We start from the raw sequence: 22,563 nt of genomic DNA on the forward strand, positions 1-22,563 counted from the left end.
ATTAGGATCGTAGGGTGCAGGAAAACGTGTCGGACAGTCTTGTTGGTTCCCTGGTGGATAATCGCTACCGGGTCAATTCCAGGCTGGCAAGGGGCGGAATGTCCACCGTGTACCTGGCAACGGACCAACGGCTCGACCGCGAAGTGGCACTGAAGGTCCTCCACCCGCACCTGGTCAATGACGGTAATTTCCTTGACCGCCTGGCCCGCGAAGCACGGGCTGCCGCCAAGCTGTCCCACCCCCATGTGGTGGGTGTCCTCGACCAGGGGCACGACGGCCGGACGGCCTACCTGGTAATGGAGTACATCAAGGGCCACACCCTCCGGGACGTCATCAACGCAAAGGGCGCCCTCTCGCCCCGGCTCGCCCTCGCCCTCATCGATCCTGTCGTGGAAGGCCTCGGCGCCGCCCATGCAGCGGGACTCATTCACCGGGACGTCAAACCGGAGAACGTGCTGATAGCCGAAGACGGCCGGATAAAAATCGGCGACTTCGGACTGGCGAGGGCAGTCACCGCCACCACGAGTACCGGGACGCTGATCGGCACGGTGGCCTATCTGTCACCAGAGTTGGTGCTGGGCAAACCGGCCGATGCACGCAGTGACATTTACTCCACCGGAATCATGCTTTTCGAGATGCTCACCGGCCGGCAGCCCTTCGACGGTGAAGTCCCGATCCAGGTGGCCTACCAGCACGTGAATTCGACGGTTGGGCCACCTTCCGGGTTCGCCCCCGGGCTCGCTGAAGAAGTCGACGAGCTCGTGCAGTGGTGCACCGCGAACGATCCCGAAAAACGTCCCGTGGACGGCAATGCACTGCTCTCCGAACTGCGGCACATCCGCACCAACCTCACCGACACGGAGCTTGACCTGCAACCCCCGGCAGCCCTCCATGCCGCGGAGGCAGCCGGCGCGGAGCCGGAGATGGGCGCGCGCGGACGCACCGGCGCAGCAGGACCCGTCCCGCCACAGCCGCCGATGCCACAGCGGCCGGCCGCCGTGAACCATACCGAACTGCTGAGTCCGGTACAGCGGCCCACGGAAATCATTTCGCACACGAGCAACCCCACAGCGGTCTTCCCCCATGCCCGGCAGCTGCCCCCGGCCTTCGGGCTGGAGCCGCCCGAAACCGACGACGCCGCGCCCGCTGCCCTGGGTTCCAGGGAAGCCGGCGACAGGGAACTGAGCAAGAGGGAACAGCGGAAACAGGACCGCGTCGGCGAAAGGGCGCGCTCCCGGGCCGCCGCAACCCCGCTGCGCACGCTGCGCGAAGGCAACTCACGGCGCCGTGGCGCTCTCTGGATCGTGATTCTGGTCATCGCGGCCCTCCTGGCCACCGGCGCAGGCTGGTTCTTCGGCATGGGTCCGGGTTCCCCCGGCACCGTGCCCTCAGTAGCGAACAGGACCGTGGCCGAGGCGCAGCAACTCCTCCGCACGGCCGGCTTTCAGTCGAGCACCCAGGATGTTTTCGACGACGACGTCCGTGCAGGGCTGGTCGTGGGGTCGGAGCCAGATGCCGGAACGGAGATCCGCAAATTCCAGCAGGTCTCACTCTTCGTCTCCAAGGGCCCGCAGCTTTTCCCGCTTCCCGTGCTGTCAGGCAAGTCCTTGGAAACGGCCAAGTCAGCCCTCAACGGCTCTGAAATGGCCCTGGGAAAGATCACCGAGAAGTTCGATGAAGAAGCGGCGGCAGGCACAGTCCTCGGCCAGTCCCCCGCGGCGGGAACACAAGTCAGGCACGGAACGCCCGTGAGCCTCACAGTTTCCAAAGGCCCGCAGCCCATACCCGTACCGGATGTGCGCGGCGAGGAGAAGGAATCTGCCGTCCAGGCCATCGAGGCGGCCGGGCTGAAGGCGGTAGTCGCGAAGGACACCGTGCATGACCGGAACGTTCCGAAGGGCGCCGTCGTCAACCAGGAGCCGGCGTCTGGCAATCTGACGCGGGGCCAGGCCATAACTCTGACCATCTCCGACGGACCGAAGCTCGTGAAGGTGCCGAACTACATCGGCAAGCAGGCCAGCGATGCCCGCGAAGCACTGGAGAAGCGCGGCTTCGAAGTCCGCGTCAACAACATCCTGGGCGGGTTCTTCGGCACGGTCCGGGACCAGGATCCGGTGGACACCGAGGTACCTGAGGGATCAGTCGTGACGCTCACGGTCGTCTAACCGTTCCAGAGCATTGGCCCGTCCCCGGCGTCTGGCCCACGACATGCCTGCGGGCCCCGGGACATGCCCGGAGCCCGCCAGGGAACCGCTTGGAGTTAGTGCCGGGACGCTTCTACGGTGCCCGGCCTCCCCTTTAGTGCCGGGACAGGGCCCCGGCCACGAGGAATGCCATCTCCAGGGACTGCATGTGATTCAGGCGCGGATCGCACACCGACTCGTAGCGGTCCAGGAAGGCTTCCTGATCGATGGGGTCGGCGCCGCCCAGGCATTCGGCAACATCGTCACCAGTCATTTCGACGTGCAGGCCGCCCGGAATCGTGCCCAGGGCATGGTGCACTTCGAAGAAGCCGCGGACCTCATCGATGACGTCGTCGAAGTTGCGGGTCTTGTAGCCGTTCGGCGACGTGACGGTGTTCCCGTGCATCGGATCGGTGACCCACAGGACCTTCGCGCCGGACGCCGTGACCCTTTCCACGATCGCGGGAAGCTTTTCGCGGATGTTGCCCGCACCCATGCGGGTGATGAAGGTCAGACGGCCGGGTTCGCGGTCCGGATCCAGCTTGTCGATCAGCCGCAGGGCATCGTCACCGCTGGTGGACGGGCCGAGCTTTACACCGATCGGATTGCGCACACGCGAGAGGAAATCGACGTGCGCGTGGTCCAGTTCGCGGGTGCGCTCACCGATCCACAGGAAGTGCGCGGAGGTGTCATAGGGGAAGCCGGTGCGCGAATCGATGCGGGTCAGGGCACGTTCGTAGTCGAGCAGCAGCGCCTCGTGGCTGGCGTAGAACTCCACACGCTTCAGCGCCTCGAAGTCTGCGCCACAGGACGCCATGAACTTGATGGCACGGTCGATGTCCCGTGCCAGCGATTCGTAACGCGCGTGGGCGGGGTTCTCGGTGAAGCCCTTGTTCCACTGGTGCACGAGGCGAAGGTCCGCGAAGCCGCCCTGGGTGAAGGCACGGATCAGGTTCAGCGTGGAAGCGGAGGTGTGGTAGGCCCTGAGCATCCGGCTGGCATCGTGGCCCCGGGATTCGGGGGTGAAGTCGTACCCGTTGACGATGTCCCCGCGGTAGGCCGGAAGGGTCACGCCATCGCGGGTTTCATCGTTCGAGGAGCGCGGCTTGGCGAACTGGCCCGCCATCCGGCCCATCTTGATTACCGGCATTGCGGCACCATACGTGAGGACCACTGCCATCTGCAGGATCGTTTTCACGCGGGCGCTGATCTTGTCCGCCGTAGCGTCCCCGAACGTCTCGGCGCAGTCTCCGCCCTGGAGCAGGAAAGCTTTGCCCTGCGCGGCGGCGGCGAGCCGTTCGCGGAGAACGTCGACTTCACCGGCGAAAACGAGGGGCGGGAGCACCGACAGTTCACCGACGGATGCGTCGAAGACGTCCCTGTCCTGCCACGTGGGCTGCTGCGAGATGGGAAGGTCCCGCCAGTTGTCCAGTCCCGGATAATTAGCGGCACCGCTCTGTGCGGTGCTGGTCAGGGAAGAGGCCGGTTTTGCAGATAGCTCAGTCACACTACTAAGACTAGTTGCCGGAGCGGGCATCCGGACACCCGACCTGTCATTGACCGGAGGCTGGGCGTCATACACCTATGCCGAGCGCAAGGGGCGCCTAGGCACTGCGGGAGGATCCGGCGTCGTTCTCCCCACTTGGCTCGTGCCGGGAGCCTCGTCCGGGAGTTTCCCCGGGCGCGGCATCAGGTCCGCCGGCAGGGGCCGGTTCCCCTGCATTAGGCTCCCCGGCATTAAGCTCCCCGGCAACCTGCGCGGATCCATCCGGCGGGATGTCACCGCGAGCGTCACGGGCAGCGGAGGCGCCCGGCGGGGTGTCACCCGCCGGGGTCGCGTTGGTCGGGATCCCGCCAGACGGGGTCTCAGCGGACGGGGCCGCGGCGGAGGGGCCCTTCCCCGCCAGCCGCAGCTTGACCACGGCGGCATATTCATCCACGTATTCCTGCCCGGAGAGGCGCATGAGCTCATACATGATTTCATCGGTTACCGATCGCTGGATCAGCCGGTCTTCCGCCATGCCCTGATACCGGCTGAAATCCAAAGGTTCGCCGAAGATCATGCCAATGCGGCGGATGTTGGGCAGCCGTTTTCCGATCGGCTGGACCTTGTCCGTACCGATCATCGCCACCGGAATCACGGGCACCCCGGCCTGGAGTGCCAACCGGGCCACCCCCACTTTGCCCCGGTACAGGCGGGCATCAGGGCTTCGTGTCCCCTCGGGATAGATCCCCAGCAGTCCCCCGCTGGTCAGCACGTCCATGCCTGTCTCCAGCGAGGCCGCGGATGCAGCACCACCGGAGCGGTCCATGGGGAGCTGGTTGGTGAGCCGGAAGAACAGGGCCGTCATCCGGCCCTTGAGCCCTGTGCCGGTGAAGTACTCCGATTTGGCCAGGAAAATCACGGGCCGGGGCACCATGAGCGGCATGAAGATGGAATCCGAAAAGGACAGGTGGTTGGAGGCAATAATCGCCGCGCCCTCGGCCGGCACGTTGTCCAGTCCCTTGACCCAAGGCCGGAAGAGGGTGCGGAGCACCGGACCCAGGAAGACCCTTTTCATGACCCAATAGAACACGTGTCCAAACCCCTCCGGAAGGCAACTGGCAGGCGCTCCAAAGGACCCGGCCAGCACTGCAATGCAACCCTACTCTAGTGAGATTTAGGCGTAACAGTGACACGATGGTCTCATGACAGAAAGCAGCGACCGGACCACGCCCGCCGCTTTCAGCTACCCGGGCCATGGCCCGAATGCGCGCATCGGAATCGCCATCTGCCATGGCTTCACCGGCAGCCCCTTGAGCATCCTTCCTTGGGCGGAATACCTGGCAGAACGGGGCTTCGCGGTCTCTGTACCGCTGTTGCCCGGCCACGGGACGCGGTGGCAGGATCTGGCCCGCACTGGCTGGGGCGACTGGTTCGGCGCCTTTGACAAGGCGTATCTGGAGCTTGCCGCCAAGACCGACGACTGCTATGTGGCCGGCTTGTCCATGGGCGGCGCCATCGCACTGCTGACTGCCGCCCGCCGGGATGTGTCAGGCGTGGCCGTGGTCAACCCGGGACTGAGTTTCTATGACCGCCGGGTCCGGGTCATCGGACTGCTCAAGTACTTCCAGCGGACCACGGTTCCCATTGAAGAGGAAAATCCGACGGCGTCCCGCACCGAAGACGGCGACTACTCACGGACGCCGCTGGCAGCGGTCCATCAGCTGAAAAGGCTCTTCGCGGCCGCTGTCCGCGGACTCCCCAGGATCAAGGCGCCGGTGCTGGTTTTCAAGTCAGTGAACGACATCGTGGTGCCGCCCACGTCCCTGGCTATGGTCAGGAAGGGTCTCGGATCAACCTGCCTTGAGGTCGTTTGGCTTCAACACAGCGGCCACGTTGCGACGCTGGATGTCGACGCCCGGGAAATTTTCGAAGCGTCCGCGCGGTTCTTTCAGGTGCACGCACGAAGCCACGTATCGTCGGAGAAGTCATGAGCATAGTTCCGGACCACAGTCCGTTCAGCAGCCCCTTTTCCGGCGAGGGCCCGAGTGTCGGCGTCGCACTCTCGCACGGGTTCACCGGCAGTCCGCACGCGGTGCGGGCCTGGGCAGCGGCGTTTGCCTTAGCCGGCTTCGCCGTCCGCATGCCGCTGCTTCCCGGTCATGGCACCACCTGGCAGGAACTGGCGCGAAGCCGCTGGCCGGAGTGGCATGACGCCATGGATGCGGCGTACCTGGAACTTGATGCCGAGTGCGACCAGGTCTTCTCGGCGGGCATCTCAATGGGCGGCGCCCTGGCCCTTCGTATCGCCGCCACCCGGCCGGTTGCCGGCACCATCCTCGTCAATCCCGCACTTGTCATCGACGATCCCCGCGCCCCGCTGGCCGGAATCCTCAAGCTGGTGCTCAAGAGCACGCCGTCCATAGGAAACGACATCCTCAAACCGGGCATTGACGAGGGCGCCTACGCCAGAACCCCCGTGGCGGCGGCCCATGAACTCAACAAGATGTTCAAGGACACCCGCAAGCTGTTGCCGCGCATTACAGCCCCGGTGCACGTGTTCCGCTCCACGGTGGACCACGTCGTTTCCGACTCGAGCATCGTAGCCCTTCGGCGCGGCCTGACCCGCGCGCCCCTGCAGTTGACCAAACTTGAGAACAGCTATCACGTAGCGACCCTCGATAACGACGCCGAGCAGATCTTCAGCGGCTCGGTGGACTTCATCCGTGACGTTCTCGCGCAGACCCGCCCGGGTCTGAAGCAGTCCGCGACAGCAAGCCAGAAGGGCGAGCCCGATGAACAGGCCTGATTCAAATTCGTCCGATCCCAGCGCCAACCAGGACGACGCCGTCTGGCTGGATCTCGTGGCCAGGCTGGAAGCGGACACTGCTTTTGATCCCGAAACCCGCAACCAAAACGGTGCCGGGAGTACTCCCGCCGCGGACAGCACCGGCGCCGCCGGCGGCACGATGCCAGGTTCCGCAGCGGAGAGCCCGGCCAAGCACTTCACCGACTTTGATCCGCTGGGGCTCGCACCGCGTGCCGGCGCGCCCACCGAGTTGTCGGCAGCAGAGCGGCAGGAGGCGGCCGCCCGCCAGCGCGCTGCCGAGAACGCTCCGCCGGGGTCCGGGGCGCCGGGATCTGCAGGATCCGAAGGCCCACGCGACTACGGCATGGAAGACGACGATGGCGCATTTGTGCCCGAGGAACCGCCCAGCCTCTCGGCCACCGACCCCCTGACCATGCTGGCGTGGATCGGCGCAGTGGGCGCTCCAGTGGCATTGGTATTGTCGGCGATGTTCTGGCGCTCAGCGCCGCTCCTGGCGATCCTCGGCATGGTGGTCACCTTTGTGGGCGCGGTGGTCTACCTGATCATGAAGCTGCCCCAGGACAAGGACGAAAACGACGACGGCGCCCGGGTCTAAGCACGGCGCCCGGGCCTAAGCGGGACGCCCGGGTCAGTTGTGCGTTCGGCTGCTGACGCGGGACAGGTCTGCGGCGCCGATGAGTCCGGCGTTCGGCCCGAGGGCCGCGAGGGCAATCTCCGCGGCAGGGCGGAAGCCGCGCCCGGTGAGGTTCCGGGCAAAGGCCTTCCTGGCCGGCGCCACGAGCAGCTCGCCGGCCGCGCAAAGTCCACCGCCGATCACGAATTTTCCCGGGTCGAGTGCCGCGGCCAGGTTGGCCAGCCCGAGCCCCAGCCAGTCCCCCACATCTTCCAGCAGCTCCCGCGACGCCGCGTCTCCGGAGATGGCCAGTTCGGTCACCGTGGCTCCCGTGATGCGGTCTGCGTGTCCGTCGACGGCCTTGAGGAGCTCCTGCGCCACCGGGGAGTTAGCGAGGGCGAGCTCCCGGGCCTCCCGGCCGAGGGCATTGCCGGAAGCGTACTGTTCCCAGCAGCCGCGGTTACCGCATTCGCAGCGGTGGCCGCCGGGCATGATGATCTGGTGCCCGAATTCCCCTGCGACACCGAATCGGCCCCGCTCGACACGGCCGTCCATGACCATGGCCCCGCCGATACCGGTCCCGAGGGTGATGCACACCAGACGGTCCTGCCCCTGGCCGGCGCCAAACCGCCATTCTGCCCACGCGGCGGCGTCGGCGTCGTTGACCAGCATGACGGGGCGGCGCAGCAGGCGCTGCAGGTTGTCCCTCAGCGGTTCGTTGCGCCAGGCAAGGTGCGGGCTGAAGAGGACGGTGCCGCCGTCGAGATCCATCCAACCGGCCGCGCCGATGCCCACGGACCTGATCCGGGCTCCGCGGCCCAGTTCCTCCACGAGTTCGACTATTACCTGTTCGACGGCACGGGGGTCACTACCTGGGGTGGACCGCCTGGCTTCGCTGACGATCCGTCCCTCCGCGTCGACTACCCCGGCCGCAACCTTGGTGCCGCCGATGTCGATGCCGATGGCCAGCCCCGTGCCGGCTGGGCGCATGTGCTGCCGGAACATCTGGCGGGGTGAGCTGCCGCCCTGGCTGCCGAGCGAGCGTCGCCGCCATGCCCGCGGTCCGGTCTCACGGGTCGGGCTGTGCGGTCCGGTCTGTTCGCTGGGCGGGGGCTGCTGCATAATCCCCCATTCTAGGTGTCGGCGCCGGGGCACGCCCGCCCGTGACTTATTGGCTGAAACGGCGCATTGACGTAATGTTACTGGCGAGTAGCTAAATGGCACCTGGCCCGCATGGGCGGGGTACTAAGGTTAGGACTAACCGCAGCGGCCTACGGATATCAAAGGAGCTATCGTGCGCGAATTCAGTGTTCCGCCCCTGGTGACCGTCCCCCCGGACACCAATATCACGGACCTTGTGGTGCGCCAGGCGGCCAAGGCAACAAATCCGGCCCTGTTTTCCCGGCTGGACGCTGCCGGTCAATGGCAGGACATCGCGGCCGTGGACTTCCTGGCAGACGTCTCCGCCCTCGCGAAGGGACTCATTGCCAGCGGCGTGGGCGCCGGAGACCGCGTGGGGATCATGTCCCGCACACGCTACGAATGGGCACTCGTCGACTTTGCCATCTGGTTCGCCGGCGGCGTGTCCGTGCCCATCTATGAGACATCCTCTCCGTCCCAGGTTGCCTGGAACCTGGGCGATTCCGGAGCGGTGGCCGCCTTCGGCGAGTCCGACCACCACGAAAACATCATCAGGCAGGCTGCCGTCTCCGAGGGTCTCACCGCCCTCACACACGTCTGGCAGCTTGAAGGACGAGGCCTGGATGCCCTCCGCGAAGCCGGGTCGAACGTCAGCGACGACGAACTCGAGGAACGCCGGCAGGCCGCCAACCTCAGCGACATCGCCACCATCATCTACACCTCCGGAACCACGGGCCGGCCCAAGGGCTGCGAACTGACGCACGGGAATTTCGTGGAACTGTCGGAGAACGCGCTGGCCACCTCACTGCGCCAGATCGTCAACGAGCAGGCCCGGACCATCATGTTCCTCCCGCTGGCCCACGTCTTCGCACGTTTCATCTCGGTCCTCGCGGTCGCAGCGGGCGTCACCGTGGCCCACACGCCGGACATCAAGCACCTCCTGCCCGATCTGCAGAGCTACAAGCCCACGTTCATCCTTGCAGTGCCCCGCGTGTTCGAGAAGGTGTACAACTCGGCGCTCACCAAGGCCGAGGACAGCGGAAAGGGCGCGATTTTCCACAAGGCCGCCGACACCGCCATTGCCTATTCCCGCGCCCGGCAGGACGGCGGCGTCGGGTTCGGGCTGAAAATCCGGCACGCAATCTTCGACAAGCTCGTCTACGGAAAGCTCCGTGCCGCCTTGGGGGGCCAGGTGGCGCACGCAGTGTCCGGCGGCGGTCCGCTGGGTGAGCGGCTCGGCCACTTTTTCCAGGGCATCGGACTGCAGATTCTGGAGGGCTATGGCCTGACAGAGACCACGGCGCCGATCAGCGTCAACACCCCCGAAAGGATCAAGATCGGTACGGTCGGTGCGCCGCTGGCCGGCAACACGGTGAAGATTGCCGACGACGGCGAGATCCTCACCAAAGGCGTTTGCGTCATGCGGGGCTACTACCAGCGCGATGACCTCACGGCCGAGGCGTTTGTGGATGGCTGGTTCCGAACCGGAGATATCGGCCAGCTCGATGCCGACGGCTTCCTGACCATCACCGGCCGGAAAAAGGAAATCATTGTGACCGCCGGAGGCAAGAACGTGGTTCCGGCCTTGCTCGAGGACCAGATCCGGGCCGATGCGCTGGTTTCCCAAGTACTCGTGGTGGGCGACAACCGCCCCTTCATCGGTGCACTGGTCACGCTCGACGAGGAAGCCCTCCCGGGATGGCTGCAGCGCCACGGCCTGCCGCCGGAAACCACCGTGACCGAGGCTGCGGACCACAGCGCCGTCCAGGCGGCAGTGCAGGAGCTGATCAACCATGCGAACCAGTCCGTTTCGCAGGCAGAGGCCATCAAGTCCTTCAGGATCGTTCCATCTGACTTCACCGAAGCCTCGGGCCACCTGACCCCATCTATGAAGGTCAAGCGCGCGCAGGTCATGAAGGACTTCGAGTTATTCATCGATGAGATGTACAAGTCCCCTAAGCCGACACGCGCCTGACAAGTCCGCACGCACAGGGCCCTCACGCACAGGGCCCTTACGCGCAGGAAAGCACAGAGCCCCGCCGGAGCGTCCGGCGGGGCTCTGTGCTCACTGCTGCATCTAGAACAGGTCAGGGCATGCTCAGGCCTGTTGCAGTTCCTCCATCACGAGGGACGCAAGCTCCACCGCTGCACTGCGTGTTGCAGGCTTCAGCTGGCTCAGCTGGATCCGGGACCCCTCGGCGAGGTGCCGGTCGTGGGGAATCCGGACAACGTTCTTGACCCGGGACAGGAAATGCTGCTCGATTTCGTCGATGTTGACCAGCGTGCGGTCACCGGCAGCCATGTTGATGACAACGGTGGCTCTGGCTACCAGATCCTGGCGACCGTGCGCTTCCAGCCAGGACAGCGTTTCAGAAGCCAGCCGGGCCTCGTCCACGCTTCCGCCGGAAACGAGGACCACGGCATCGGCCTTTTCGAGCGTGCCCTTCATGACGGAGTGCACCATGCCGGTCCCGGAGTCCGTCAAAACGATCGAGTAGTAGCGGCCAAGGATGTCGGTCACAGCCCGGTAATCGGCGTCGTCGAAGGCATGGGCCACCATGGGGTCGGTGTCGGAGGCCAGGACGTCGAGCCGGGAACCGTCCCTGGCGGTGTAGTTGGACAGCTGAGCGAAGGAGTTGACGGTAAACCTGTCCTTGACCAGCTGGCGTGCCGTAAAGTCCGCCCGGCCGGGAGAACGGTCTGACAGCGTTCCGCGGTCCGGATTGGCGTCCATGGCGATGACCCGGTCCTCGCGCAGGTCTGCCAGCACCATGCCCAGCAATGTGGTGACGGTGGTCTTCCCCACGCCGCCCTTGCGGGACAGAACGGGAACATAGCGCGTCCGTTCCCCAAGCCGCGTGGCGATTCGGTGCTCCATGGCGCGCTGGATCCTGACCCGGTCCGGATCCCCCAGATTCACGAAGCCCAGGGTGGCCTGGTACAGCCACCGCCGCCAGCCCGCCACAGGTGCAGCGGCGGCTTTGTTCAGCAGGCGGTCCGCCGTCAGCGCGGCAGCGGGTTCCGGCCCTTCCGCACGTTCCCGGCGTTCACTGATGTGGTCCGGCGCTTCGCCGGGAGCTTCGCCCGTGTCCTCAGCCCCCGCCTGGTGCTGCCCGGCGTCCGGGTGGTTGGGGTCCGGGTCGTTGAGGTCCGGCTGGTTCGGGTCCGGCCGGACGGCGCCAGAGTGCGCTTCAGACTCTGTGCCCGGCTGCGTCCCTGGCCCGGCGGCAGCACCGCTTGGCGCCAAGTTCCCGGGCCCCGCCGTCACGAGGGGCATGGCCGCTGCCGCGGCGGCAGGCTGCGACATGGTGTTGACGGCGGACAGCGAGCCAACCGACGTCCTGTCCTGGGCGTCGGAGACTGTCACAACGCTGATGTCGCCAGAGGGTGGAACGGACGGCGGGGCAGCCGGCGCCGTGTCCCGCGGCGGTGTGTCCTGGGACGACGCGCTCTGCGGCGCTTCATCGTGACGGACGGCTGCGGTCTCGGTGGACGCGGCGCCAGTCTCCTCCCGAACCGGATCTTCAGCGCCGGCAGCCCCGGCGGACCTCGGCGCGGGCTTTGGCGTGTTCGTCTGCGTCATGGGCTCCCGCTCAGTGTTTTCATCGTCGTCATTCAAAGGCTGTGGGGGCGGCGTCCGCCGTCCCCACAGCCTTCATTCAGATTCCCAGCCTACCGGCAAGCATCCGGGAGTACCGCGCAGCGGTAGCGCCGGGCTGTGCCCGGCGCTACCGCCCGCAGTTACTCAACGACGAGCAGCAGGTCTCCGCCCTGGACCTGTTCCACAGCGGAAATCGCCAGCCGCGTGACTTTGCCGCCCACCGGCGTCGTGATTGACGCCTCCATCTTCATGGCCTCGATGGTGGCAACAGTGTCGCCGGCATTGACGGTGTCGCCGGCCTTGACGGTGACCGTCACGGCTCCCGCGAACGGGGCGGCGACGTGCCCCGGCTGGGCAGGATCGGCCTTCTCCGCAGCCTTCACGTTGCTGACCACGGACGTGTCGCGCACCAGGACGGGCCGGGACTGGCCGTTGAGCGTGCACATGACCGAGCGCATGCCCTTCTCGTCGGGTTCCGACACGGCTTCCAGCGAAGCGATGAGGCGGACGCCCTTCTCCAGCTCGATGACGTGCTCCGCGCCGCGCTGCAGGCCGTAGAGGTAGTCGCGGGTGTCCAGGACCGAAACGTTGCCGTACGTTTCCACGCTCTTCTCGTAGTCCTTGGTGGGGCCGGCAAAGAGAAGCCGGTTCAGGGTTCGCTGCCGGGTCTTCGAGTCCCCGCGAAGCGCGGCGCTGTCCTCGGCGCTGAGCTCGGCATCACGGACCTTGATGCTCCTGCCCTGCAGTGCCTTGGTGCGGAACGGTTCGGGCCAGCCTCCCGGAGGATCACCCAGCTCGCCGGAGAGGAAGCCGATGACCGAGTCCGGGATGTCGTAGTTCTGCGGGTTCTCGTTGAAGTCTGCCGGGTCGGCGTTAAGCCCAACGAGGTGAAGGGCGAGGTCGCCAACCACCTTGGAGGACGGCGTGACCTTCACGAGGCGCCCCAGAATGCGGTCCGCAGCGGTGTACATGTCTTCGATCGCCTCGAAGCGTTCGCCCAGGCCCAGTGCCATGGCCTGCTGCCGCAGGTTGGAGAGCTGCCCGCCCGGGATCTCGTGTTGGTACACGCGGCCTGTCGGGCCCGGGAGTCCGGACTCGAAGGGAGCGTAGACCCGGCGTACTGCTTCCCAGTAGGGCTCCAGCGAACTGACATTGGCGAGGCTCAGGCCAGTGTCCCGCTCGGTGTGCGCCAGTGCCGCGACCAGTGCGGAGGCTGACGGCTGGCTGGTTGTCCCAGCGAGCGAAGCCGACGCAACGTCCACGGCATCGACGCCTGCGTCAACGGCGGCGAGGAGGGTGGCCAGCTGTCCGCCGGCGGTGTCGTGGGTGTGCAGGTGGACCGGGAGGTCGAACTTTTCACGCAGGGCGCGGACCAGCTTGGCTGCAGCAGCAGGACGCAGCAGTCCCGCCATGTCCTTGATTGCGAGGATATGGGCGCCGGCGTCCACGATCTTCTGCGCCAGCTCCAGGTAGTAGTCCAGCGTGTAGAGCTTTTCCTCCGGGTCAAGCATGTCGCCCGTGTAGCAAAGCGCGACTTCGGCGACCGCTGTTCCGGTGGCCCGGACGGCGCGGATGGCCGGCGCCATCTGGTTGACGTCGTTGAGGGCGTCGAAGATCCGGAAAATGTCGATGCCGGTGGCGGCAGCTTCGTTGACGAAGGCCTCCGTGACCTCTTCGGGGTACGGCGTGTATCCCACGGTGTTCCGGCCGCGGAGCAGCATCTGCAGGCAGATGTTCGGCAGGGCTTTCCGGAGTGCGGCGAGACGGTCCCAGGGGTCCTCACCCAGGAAGCGCAGGGCCACGTCATAGGTTGCGCCGCCCCACGCTTCGACGGACAACAGCCCGGGAAGCAGTCCGGACACCGCAGGTCCGGCGGCAACAAGGTCTCGCGTGCGGACGCGGGTGGCCAACAGCGACTGGTGGGCATCACGGAAGGTGGTGTCGGTAACTGCCACGGCCGCTTGCTCACGCAGTGCCCGGGCGAACCCTTCCGGGCCGAGCTCCTGCAACCGCTGGCGTGAACCTGGCTGCAGATCGGGGCCGGCCACGGCGGGCAGCTTGTCGGCGGGATCGGAATGGACCTTGAGCTCGCCGTTGGGCTTGTTGACGGTCACCTCGGCCAGCCATGTCAGCAGCTTGGTGCCCCGGTCGGCGGAGACCCGGGCTTTTAGAAGCTCCGGACGCTCGTCAATGAATGAGGTGGCCACGTTGCCGGCGATGAAGTCGGCGTCGTCCAGCACGGCCTGCAGGAAAGAGATGTTCGTGGATACGCCACGGATGCGGAACTCCGCGAGGGCACGGCGCGCCCTTGCGACCGCTGCCGGGTAGTCCCTGCCGCGGCAGGTGAGCTTAACGAGCATCGAATCGAAGTGGGGGCTGATTTCGGCACCGGAGTAGACGGTGCCGCCGTCGAGCCGTACGCCGGCGCCGCCGGCGGAGCGGTAGCCGGTGATCTTTCCGACGTCGGGACGAAAGCCGTTGGCAGGGTCCTCGGTGGTAATGCGGCACTGGAGTGCTGCGCCCTTGAGGAACACTGTTTCCTGGGACAGGCCCAGGTCGGCCAGGGTTTCTCCAGACGCGATGCGGAGCTGGGCCTGGACCAGGTCGACGTCGGTGACCTCTTCGGTGACCGTGTGCTCCACCTGGATCCGCGGGTTCATTTCAATGAACACGTGCTGTCCGGCGCGCTCACCGACGGTGTCCACCAGGAACTCGACGGTTCCTGCGTTGACGTAGTTGAGCGCCTTGGCGAACTTGACCGCGTCGCGGTAGAGCGCCTGCCGGATGCCTTCATCGAGGTTGGGGGCCGGTGCGATCTCGACGACCTTCTGGTGGCGCCGCTGGATGGAACAGTCACGCTCAAAGAGGTGCATGACGTTGCCCTCGGCGTCGGCCAGGATCTGCACTTCGATGTGGCGCGGACGGAGCACCGCCTGCTCGAGGAACATGGTGGGATCGCCGAAGGCCGCATCGGCCTCGCGCATGGCGGCCTGCAGGGCCTCCGGGAGCGCCTCGCGGGTGTCCACCCGGCGCATACCGCGCCCGCCGCCTCCGGCCACGGCCTTGGCGAAGATCGGGAAGCCGATTTCGTCGGCGGCGGCGATCAGTTCGTCAAGGTCCTTGGACGGCGCGCTCGAGTTGAGAACCGGAACACCGGCCTTGCGGGCCGCTTCCAGCGCGGATACCTTGTTGCCGGCGAGTTCCAGGACCTCTGCCGGCGGGCCGACGAAGGTGATGCCGGCAGCTTTCGCGGCCCGGGCAAGGTCGGGGTTTTCGGACAGGAAGCCATAGCCGGGGTAGATGGCATCGGCTCCGGACTCCTTGGCTACCCGCACCACCTCATCAACGTCCAGGTACGCGCGGACGGGGTGGCCCTCTTCACCGATCAGATATGCCTCATCGGCCTTCTGGCGGTGAATCGAGTTACGGTCCTCGTTGGGGAACACGGCAACGGTCTTGGCGCCCAGCTCGTAGCCGGCGCGGAAAGCGCGGATAGCGATTTCGCCGCGGTTGGCCACCAGAATCTTGGAAAACATACTTCTCCTGCATCATTGCGGGTGTATCGGTAAGTGGTCACAGTGTGTAAGACGCGTGCATTGAAACACAAATCATTGTGTCTACCATCACAGAATTATCCGTCATGTCGGTGCCACAATCACTCCGTCCCCTGCATGGCCCCGAAAGCGTCTTTCGCGGAGCCATGCCCGGGCCGGATAAGAAGGGTTTAGGCGCCGGGTCAACATATGATGAATGGGGCGGCGGAAGCCTGTCCCCGGTTCCGGCAGTGCCGGAGCGGAAACTACCCCAACACGGCAACCGGCGTTAGGTATTGGTTTTTCAAGTGCAAGTAGTCAGCATCAGCAGCCTCAAAGGCGGTGTCGGCAAGACATCCGTCACGACCGGATTGGCGTCTGCGGCACTGGCCGCCGGAATTCCGACACTAGTAGTGGACCTGGATCCCCATGCCGACGCGAGTACCGCCCTGGGAGTGCAGCCGAGCGACAGGCTGGACATCGGCAGGATGCTCAGGAATCCGCGGAAGGCCAAGCTTCCTGACAACGTTGTTGCCAGCGGCTGGACCGGACGGGCGGGAAGCAACGGTTCCGGCCCTGCCGTCCTGGACGTGGCCGTGGGGTCCGCCTACACAGGGATCTACGACCGTCCGGACCTTGGCAAAAGGGATCTCCGCAGGCTGTCCGCCGTCCTGGCGGGCGCAGATAAATACGAGCTGGTTCTGGTGGATTGCCCGCCGTCCCTGAACGGTCTGACGCGGATGGCCTGGTCCGCGAGCACCAAGGTTGCCCTGGTGGCCGAACCGGGCCTGTTCTCCGTGGCAGGGACCGAGCGCACCATGCGCGCCATTCAGCTGTTCCGGCAGGAATTCGCGCCCAACCTTTCTCCCGCGGGGATCGTCGCCAACCGCGTGCGCTCCGGATCGTCCGAACACGCGTTCCGCCTGGCCGAAATGCAGTCGATGTTCGGCGACCTCCTGCTGACACCCCACATTCCGGAACAGGCCAACTGGCAGCAGATCCAGGGCGCAGCGCATTCCGTCCATCATTGGCCCGGCGACTCCGCCAAATCCACTGCGGGACTTTTTGATGCGCTCCTCGGCAACCTGATGTCGGCCGGCAGGGGAAGCCGCAGCCGCAGCAGCCGCTAGGGAGCGCGAGCGACGCAAAATGGGCGAAGGCCGCCTCCCCGTCGGGGAGGCGGCCTTCGCTCATTTGAAGCTTTGAAGGGCGGGCGCCGGCTGCGCCGTGTGGCCCTAGCCGATCTTGCGGGCTGCGCGGCGCTTGCTCAGTTCGTCGTCCGGAAAGGTCTGGTCGCTCGCGTGCTCACTGGGCAGGGAGGCCAGGCTGCCTTCAACCTCACGCCAGACCCGCCCCACGGCAATGCCAAACACGCCCTGACCGCCCTGGACGAGGTCGATCACCTCGTCTGCGGAGGTGCATTCATAAACGCTGGCACCGTCGCTCATGAGGGTGATCTGCGCCAGGTCCTCGACGCCGCGCTCCCGCAGGTGCTCCACTGCGGAGCGGATTTGCTGGAGCGACACACCTGTATCCAGGAGGCGCTTAACCACCTTCAGGACAAGGATGTCGCGGAAGCCGTACAAGCGCTGAGATCCTGAGCCCGCGGCGCCGCGTACAGCGGGTTCGACCAGGCCCGTCCGGGCCCAGTAGTCCAACTGCCGGTACGTTATGCCTGCCGCCTTGCAGGCTGTGGGGCCACGATAGCCGGCGTCCTCGTCAAGGACGGGGAGGTCCTCAGTGAAGAGAAGGCCCTGAGCACCGCTTGCAGGCACAGCTACGCCGGCCGTCGAGGGCTGCTTCAGCTCGCCTGCTTCGCCTTTCGGACTCACGTGGATCCTCCTTGTCATGAGCTCCCTTGAGGAAGTTGCTGCAACAGCTCCTACAGGCATGAGGATCAGAATGAAAACTCACGCATGTAATTTGGCCGGAGTAGCACTTTCCAGTGTGACTTGCGCGGCTGTTGTATGCAATGGGAACTTGGTACCTTCGACGTTAGGCCCGCCGCGGCCCAAGGTCAAAGACGTTCGGGTCATTCACGGGGCGTGTCGAAAGTTTCACCCTCAACTTTAACCTTAACGTGACCTTAGCCGTCGAAGTCTTCCGGTTCCACGTCGTCCAGGAACTCCCTGAACCTGCGCAGTTCACGTTCTTCATCCACGGTGGGACCGGGCTCGGTGTCCTCACCTTCGTCGTGTTCGGTGATTCTCACCCCGGCCTCGTCCATCACCGAATCCGCACACCAGATCCGGCATTTGGCGCGCAGCGCAATGGCCAGCGCATCCGAGGCCCGTGAACTGACGGTCGCGCCATTCTCAAACTGGAGCTGCCCGTAGAAGATGTTGTCTTCCACCGCCACGATATTGACGCTGACCACGGAGTGCCCGAGCGTCTCCACCACGTCCACTAGGAGGTCGTGGGTCATGGGCCGGGGCGGCACCACGCCCTGCTGTGCCAGGGCGATCGCGCTGGCTTCCGGTGTCCCGATCCAGATGGGTACATGGCGTTCCCCGTGGATCTCCCGGAGAAGCACAAGGGGCTGGTTGGAGGGCAGCTCGATCCGGACGCCCACAATCTCGACTTCGATCATCAGATCTCCATCCGTGAAATACGGTCCTGGACCAGAGCCCGGTGCAGGGTCAGGCAGAGGTCGCTGATTTCACGGGCCGCCTCTGCGGCCCGCGCCTGCGAGGCGGCGTCCTTGCGTGACGTCAGCGTGGCAACAGCCCGTTCCACCAGGCCGAATTCGCGCTCGGCCGCAGCCTGGAAGGGACGCAGGTGCCGGGGCTCAAGCCCGTGACCTTCGAGCTGGACGCAGGCGCGCGCGACCTGCAATGCGTGTTCGTCAAACTTGCCGTTGGTGTGGCCGATCAGCCCGTAACTCAGCAGAGACTGCAGCAGCGGGACGCTTGCCCCGGACTCGGCGCGCAGTTGTTCCTCGCTGAGCTTGCGGGCCCTGTTTTGCAGCTCTGCCGCGAGCTCGTCGGAGACGATCCGTGGAGAGACAGTCACTCCTGGCGGGAGGTTCTCCGGCCGTTCCCCGCGGTCAATGGCGTCAAGGTAGTCCTTGATCACCTTCAGCGGCAGGTATTGGTCACGCTGGAGGGACAGGACGAACCGCAGCCGCTCGACGTCGCCGTCGGAGTACTGCCGGTAGCCTGCCGGCGTGCGCCGGGGATTGATGAGTCCTTTTTCCTCAAGGAACCTGATTTTCGACGCCGTCATGCTGGGGAAGTCGTCGCTCAGCTGAGCGAGGACCTCCCCGATGTTCAGGACCAGGGGTCCGCGGCGCTCCGGTTGTGCCATTGCCACAGGCAGCCGCTCCGAATCAGACGCGTCCTGCTGCGCGGGCAGGGCTCAAGTAGAAGGTGAGTCGGAATTTGCCGATCTGGACTTCGTTTCCGGACTTCAGTTCCACGCTGTCCACGCGGTCGTGGTTGACGTACGTGCCGTTAAGGCTGCCGGTGTCCACAACTTCGAAGCTGCGTGCCGTGCGGCGGAATTCAACGTGGCGGCGGGAGACAGTGACATCGTCGAGGAAGATGTCTGCGTCCGGGTGCCGCCCGGCTGTGGTGACGTCGGAGTCAAGCAGGAAACGGGCGCCCGAGTTGGGCCCGCTGTGTGCGACCAGCAGTGCGGAACCGGAGGGCAGCGCTTCAACAGCAGCCCGTTCCTCCGGCGAAAGCTTGGGTACGATGGTCGGCTCATCGTGAACTGGAGTGAGGTTGATCGAGGTTGTCTCCGAAGCCCTGCCCACGCCCGTGCCGTAATCACCGTTGGTGTGGTTCTGTTCGCCGCCAACCATGGATTTCTCCTCCTTCGTTGCAGATGTCCCCCTGCAATCAACGCATACCGTCCGGAAATGCCTGGCAGATCCGGTTTCCGCCCGCTGTCCGGGCCACTGGAATCCAATGGCCCGTCAGCGCGAACGGTTAGCTTTAGCCTACCTGTTGTTCGTACTCCGATGCACTGAGCAGGGAGTCCACTGCATCCGCTTCCGCCAGCTTGACCTCGATGAGCCAGCCGTCGCCGTAGGGATCGGAGTTAATGAGGGCTGAATCAGTGTCCAGGGCTTCGTTGCGGGCCACGATTTCACCGGACACCGGGGCGTAGATATCGCTGACGCTCTTGGTGGACTCGACCTCACCCACGACGTCGTTCGCGGTGACGGTGGTTCCGACCTCCGGCATCTGCGCGTAGACGACGTCCCCGAGCGCGTCCTGGGCGAAGTCAGTGATCCCCACCCGGACCACGCCATCGGCGTTCGGCACGGACACCCACTCATGTTCGGCGGTGTAGGACAGATCAGAGGGAATGTTGCTCATCAGGGGCCTTTCATCGGGTCAATCACCAATGTCAACGGAGGCGTAAGGAACAAGCCACCGCTGAAAGTATAGGCATACCTGCCCGGCCGCAGACGGCTCCGGGGCACTGACAGCGCCGCACGGGTGTGCCACAGTGGGGGCATGCCAGAACTACCCGAAGTGGCCGGCCTGAGCAGTTTCCTCGGCACACATTTGCACGGCACAGTGCTGATGAAGCTCCAAGTCCTCTCCGTGGCCGTGTTAAAGACGGCTGATCCGCCCTACACCGCCCTCGAGGGCCGCACCGTGACGGGAGTCCGGCGCTTCGGAAAATTCATCAGCCTGGACGCCGAGGGCCTGCACCTCGTTTTCCATCTCGCCCGGGCCGGCTGGGTCCGCTATACGGAATCACCGTCATCAGCGCCGCTCCGTCCGGGTAAGGGGCCCATTGCTGCCAGGCTGGGCTTCGAAGGAGCGGACCAACAGCACATCGGAGTCGATCTGACGGAAGCGGGCACCAAAAAGAGCCTTGCCGTCTATGTGGTGGCGGATCCCCTCGATGTTCCGGGCATCGCCGCACTCGGACCCGATCCGCTGGACCCTGGGTTCAGCCTCGGACAGTTCGCGGAGATACTCGCGTCCAGTCCGCACCAGATCAAGGGCGTGCTCCGAAGCCAGAGCGTGATGGCCGGAATCGGAAACGCCTACAGCGACGAGATCCTCCACGCTGCAAAGATCTCCCCTTTCGCCATGGCCAACGCCCTGCACCAGGACAGCGTCCGGATCCTCTATGACTCCATCCACAGCGTCCTGGGGGCGGCCGTGAAAGAGGCACTGGGAAAGGCGCCGGCAGACCTTAAGGATGCCAAGCGCGGCGCCATGCGCGTACACGGGCGCACCGGGCTCCCGTGCCCCGTCTGCGGCGACACCGTGCGTGAAGTCTCCTTCGCGGATACCGCGCTCCAGTACTGTCCCACCTGCCAGACCAGCGGCAAGATCCTGGCCGACCGCAGGCTGTCCCGCTTGCTGAAATAGGGGGCTTTCAAGTAGGCCATCTTCGGACAACGAAAAACCCCGCCACCCGGAAGGTTGGCGGGGTTTTGCTTTGGTCGGGCTGACAGGATTTGAACCTGCGACCCCTTGACCCCCAGTCAAGTGCGCTACCAAGCTGCGCTACAGCCCGTCAGTCCTGCCGTTCTCCGCTTCAGTGATATTCAGAAGAATTTCACCTAAGCAGTCCGGCCGAACCACCTCCAAAAGCTTACACGATTCCGGAGGGTGCCCGTGACATTTTCACCCGCCACGGGCCCGGTGTGTCCTAATTAACGCTTCTTGCCCCGTTTTTCGCGAACACGCATGTTCACTTCGATGGGCGTGCCCTCGAATCCGAACGTTTCGCGCAGCCGGCGGGTGATGAACCGGCGGTAGCCCGGATCCAGGAAGCCTGTGGTGAACAGGACGAACTTCGGCGGGCGGCTGGAGGCCTGGGTGCCGAAGAGGATCCTTGGCTGTTTGCCGCCGCGGACGGGGTGCGGGTGCGCGGCCACAAGTTCGCCCAGGAAGGCATTGAGCCGCCCGGTGGGGATCCGCTTGTCCCAGTTCTCGAGCGCCAGATCCAGCGCGGGCACAAGGCGGTCCTTGTGCCAGCCGGTCTTGGCCGAGATGTTGACGCGCGGAGCCCACTCAACATGGGCCAGGTCCTGCTCGATTTCACGCTCCAGGTAGCGGCGCCGTTCGTCGTCCAGCAGGTCCCACTTGTTGAACGCGAGCACCAGCGCACGTCCGGATTCGATGGCCAGCTGGAGGATGCGCACATCCTGCTCGCTCAGCACCTCGTCAACGGCCAGAAGCACGACGGCGACCTCCGCCTTTTCGAGCGCGCTCTGCGTACGCAGGGAGGCGTAGAAGTCGGCGCCCTGAGCCATGTGCTGGCGCCGCCGGATACCGGCGGTATCGACGAAACGCCACGTCCGGTCGCCCAGTTCGATGAATTCATCCACCGGGTCACGGGTGGTGCCGGCGGTGTTGTCCACCACCACGCGCTCGGATCCTGCGAGCTTGTTGAGCAGGGAGGACTTGCCAACATTGGGCCGGCCGATCAAAGCCACGCGGCGCGGGCCCCCGGAGCGTTCCAGGCCCTCGATGGTAGAGAATTCCGGAAGCGTGTCCATGACGTGGTCAAGGAGGTCAGCAACGCCGCGGCCGTGGAGGGCCGAGACAGGGTACGGCTCGCCGAAGCCGAGCCCCCACAGCGTGGCTGAGTCTGCCTCCTGGGCAAAGTCATCAACCTTGTTGGCCACCATGATGACCGGCTTCTTGCTCCTGCGCAGCATCTTCATGACGCCCTCATCCGTGGCAGTCGCGCCCACGGCGGAGTCAACCACGAACAGCACGGCGTCGGCCAACTCCACGGCCATTTCGGCCTGTTCCGCCACCCGGGCGTGGATGCCGCGGGCATCGTGCTCCCAGCCGCCGGTGTCCACCACGGTGAAGTTACGGCCGTTCCAGTGGGCGGCGTACATCACGCGGTCGCGGGTCACGCCAGGGGTATCCTCCACGACGGCCTCGCGGCGGCCCAGGATACGGTTCACGAGCGTGGACTTTCCCACGTTCGGGCGGCCAATGATCGCCAGAACGGGATCCAGCTTGACCGGACCTTCAAGGTCCTCGTCGTCATAGCGTCCGCTCAGGAGGGCGGCGTCTTCCTCGTCGAGTTCGTAGTCGTCCAGCCCGGCACGGAGCGAGGCCGCGCGGAGCTCTGCCTCATCATCGTCCAGGGCGGCAAGATGCTCAGCCACCTGGTCGGTGCCGGTGGGCGTGTATTCGTCTTCGCCGGCGCCGGAGCGGCCGGAAGTTTGAGTCGTATCGCTCATTGC

Annotated in this window: 18 protein-coding genes and 1 tRNA gene; 7 read left to right on the forward strand and 12 right to left on the reverse strand. The window is 65.4% G+C overall.

The features are described from left to right. The first annotated feature begins 14 nt into the window (after positions 1-14). Entirely contained in the window at positions 15-2,165 is a 2,151-nt protein-coding gene (locus tag LQ144_RS06155) for a PASTA domain-containing protein (protein WP_230117687.1), read from the forward strand. 133 nt (positions 2,166-2,298) lie between these two features. Here the strand turns inward: LQ144_RS06155 and LQ144_RS06160 are convergent, their stop codons facing one another. Both LQ144_RS06160 and LQ144_RS06165 read right to left on the reverse strand, forming a co-directional pair. After that, positions 2,299-3,690: a class II 3-deoxy-7-phosphoheptulonate synthase gene (locus LQ144_RS06160; protein ID WP_230117688.1), complete on the reverse strand. Its 1,392-nt coding sequence runs from the start codon at positions 3,688-3,690 to the stop codon at positions 2,299-2,301. Between the two features lie 97 nt (positions 3,691-3,787). Then, complete coding sequence (locus LQ144_RS06165; RefSeq protein ID WP_230117689.1) at positions 3,788-4,759, reverse strand: 1-acyl-sn-glycerol-3-phosphate acyltransferase; 972 nt, start codon at positions 4,757-4,759, stop codon at positions 3,788-3,790. Between the two features lie 112 nt (positions 4,760-4,871). On the opposite strand from LQ144_RS06165, the gene LQ144_RS06170 reads away from it, so the two are divergent. Genes LQ144_RS06170 through LQ144_RS06180 form a run of 3 tightly spaced genes read left to right on the forward strand, consistent with a single transcriptional unit; the run spans position 4,872 to position 7,091 of the window. Next, complete coding sequence (locus LQ144_RS06170) at positions 4,872-5,660, forward strand: alpha/beta fold hydrolase (RefSeq protein WP_230117690.1); 789 nt, start codon at positions 4,872-4,874, stop codon at positions 5,658-5,660. Continuing rightward, positions 5,657-6,475: an alpha/beta fold hydrolase gene (locus LQ144_RS06175; protein ID WP_230117691.1), complete on the forward strand. Its 819-nt coding sequence runs from the start codon at positions 5,657-5,659 to the stop codon at positions 6,473-6,475. Before LQ144_RS06170 ends, LQ144_RS06175 begins: the two co-directional genes overlap by 4 nt. Further along, the gene (locus LQ144_RS06180) at positions 6,462-7,091 is read left to right on the forward strand and encodes a hypothetical protein (protein ID WP_230117692.1); all 630 of its coding nucleotides are present in this window, start codon (positions 6,462-6,464) and stop codon (positions 7,089-7,091) included. Before LQ144_RS06175 ends, LQ144_RS06180 begins: the two co-directional genes overlap by 14 nt. Positions 7,092-7,124: 33 nt before the next feature. Here the strand turns inward: LQ144_RS06180 and LQ144_RS06185 are convergent, their stop codons facing one another. Further along, entirely contained in the window at positions 7,125-8,114 is a 990-nt protein-coding gene (locus tag LQ144_RS06185) for an ROK family glucokinase (RefSeq protein ID WP_230117732.1), read from the reverse strand. 289 nt (positions 8,115-8,403) lie between these two features. Between LQ144_RS06185 and LQ144_RS06190 the strand changes: the two genes are divergently transcribed. Beyond that, positions 8,404-10,224, forward strand: coding sequence for an AMP-dependent synthetase/ligase (locus LQ144_RS06190; RefSeq protein WP_230117693.1), 1,821 nt, complete (start codon positions 8,404-8,406; stop codon positions 10,222-10,224). 123 nt (positions 10,225-10,347) lie between these two features. Here the strand turns inward: LQ144_RS06190 and LQ144_RS06195 are convergent, their stop codons facing one another. After that, the gene (locus LQ144_RS06195; protein ID WP_230117694.1) at positions 10,348-11,832 is read right to left on the reverse strand and encodes a MinD/ParA family protein; all 1,485 of its coding nucleotides are present in this window, start codon (positions 11,830-11,832) and stop codon (positions 10,348-10,350) included. Positions 11,833-11,990: 158 nt separating this feature from the next. After that, positions 11,991-15,386, reverse strand: coding sequence for a pyruvate carboxylase (locus LQ144_RS06200; RefSeq protein WP_230117695.1), 3,396 nt, complete (start codon positions 15,384-15,386; stop codon positions 11,991-11,993). Between the two features lie 305 nt (positions 15,387-15,691). On the opposite strand from LQ144_RS06200, the gene LQ144_RS06205 reads away from it, so the two are divergent. Beyond that, complete coding sequence (locus LQ144_RS06205; protein WP_230117696.1) at positions 15,692-16,513, forward strand: ParA family protein; 822 nt, start codon at positions 15,692-15,694, stop codon at positions 16,511-16,513. Positions 16,514-16,618: 105 nt separating this feature from the next. On the opposite strand, the gene LQ144_RS06210 is transcribed toward LQ144_RS06205, so the two are convergent. The 5 genes from LQ144_RS06210 to gcvH form a co-directional block, all read right to left on the reverse strand. After that, complete coding sequence (locus LQ144_RS06210) at positions 16,619-17,215, reverse strand: MerR family transcriptional regulator (RefSeq protein ID WP_230117697.1); 597 nt, start codon at positions 17,213-17,215, stop codon at positions 16,619-16,621. 254 nt (positions 17,216-17,469) lie between these two features. Beyond that, positions 17,470-17,973, reverse strand: coding sequence for a bifunctional nuclease family protein (locus LQ144_RS06215; protein WP_230117698.1), 504 nt, complete (start codon positions 17,971-17,973; stop codon positions 17,470-17,472). Further along, complete coding sequence (locus LQ144_RS06220; RefSeq protein WP_230117699.1) at positions 17,973-18,689, reverse strand: MerR family transcriptional regulator; 717 nt, start codon at positions 18,687-18,689, stop codon at positions 17,973-17,975. The genes LQ144_RS06215 and LQ144_RS06220 overlap by 1 nt, the downstream gene beginning before the upstream one ends. A 22-nt stretch (positions 18,690-18,711) precedes the next feature. Beyond that, positions 18,712-19,188, reverse strand: a complete 477-nt coding sequence (locus LQ144_RS06225) for an FHA domain-containing protein (protein ID WP_230117700.1) — start codon at positions 19,186-19,188, stop codon at positions 18,712-18,714. A 133-nt stretch (positions 19,189-19,321) separates the two neighbouring features. Then, on the reverse strand, positions 19,322-19,708 hold the full coding sequence (gcvH, locus tag LQ144_RS06230; RefSeq protein ID WP_230117701.1) for a glycine cleavage system protein GcvH: 387 nt from the start codon (positions 19,706-19,708) through the stop codon (positions 19,322-19,324). A gap of 141 nt (positions 19,709-19,849) precedes the next feature. On the opposite strand from gcvH, the gene LQ144_RS06235 reads away from it, so the two are divergent. Next, positions 19,850-20,722 carry a DNA-formamidopyrimidine glycosylase family protein gene (locus tag LQ144_RS06235; protein ID WP_230117702.1) on the forward strand — a complete coding sequence of 291 codons (873 nt, stop codon included), beginning with the start codon at positions 19,850-19,852 and terminating at the stop codon, positions 20,720-20,722. A gap of 71 nt (positions 20,723-20,793) precedes the next feature. On the opposite strand, the gene LQ144_RS06240 is transcribed toward LQ144_RS06235, so the two are convergent. Then, a tRNA-Pro gene (locus tag LQ144_RS06240) sits at positions 20,794-20,870 on the reverse strand. 139 nt (positions 20,871-21,009) lie between these two features. Next, positions 21,010-22,560 (reverse strand): ribosome biogenesis GTPase Der, encoded by a 1,551-nt coding sequence (der, locus tag LQ144_RS06245; RefSeq protein WP_230117703.1) that lies wholly within the window; start codon positions 22,558-22,560, stop codon positions 21,010-21,012. Between the last annotated feature and the right edge of the window lie 3 nt (positions 22,561-22,563).

It is taken from the genome of Arthrobacter sp. Bi83 (assembly GCF_918698095.1).
GTDB lineage: Bacteria > Actinomycetota > Actinomycetes > Actinomycetales > Micrococcaceae > Arthrobacter.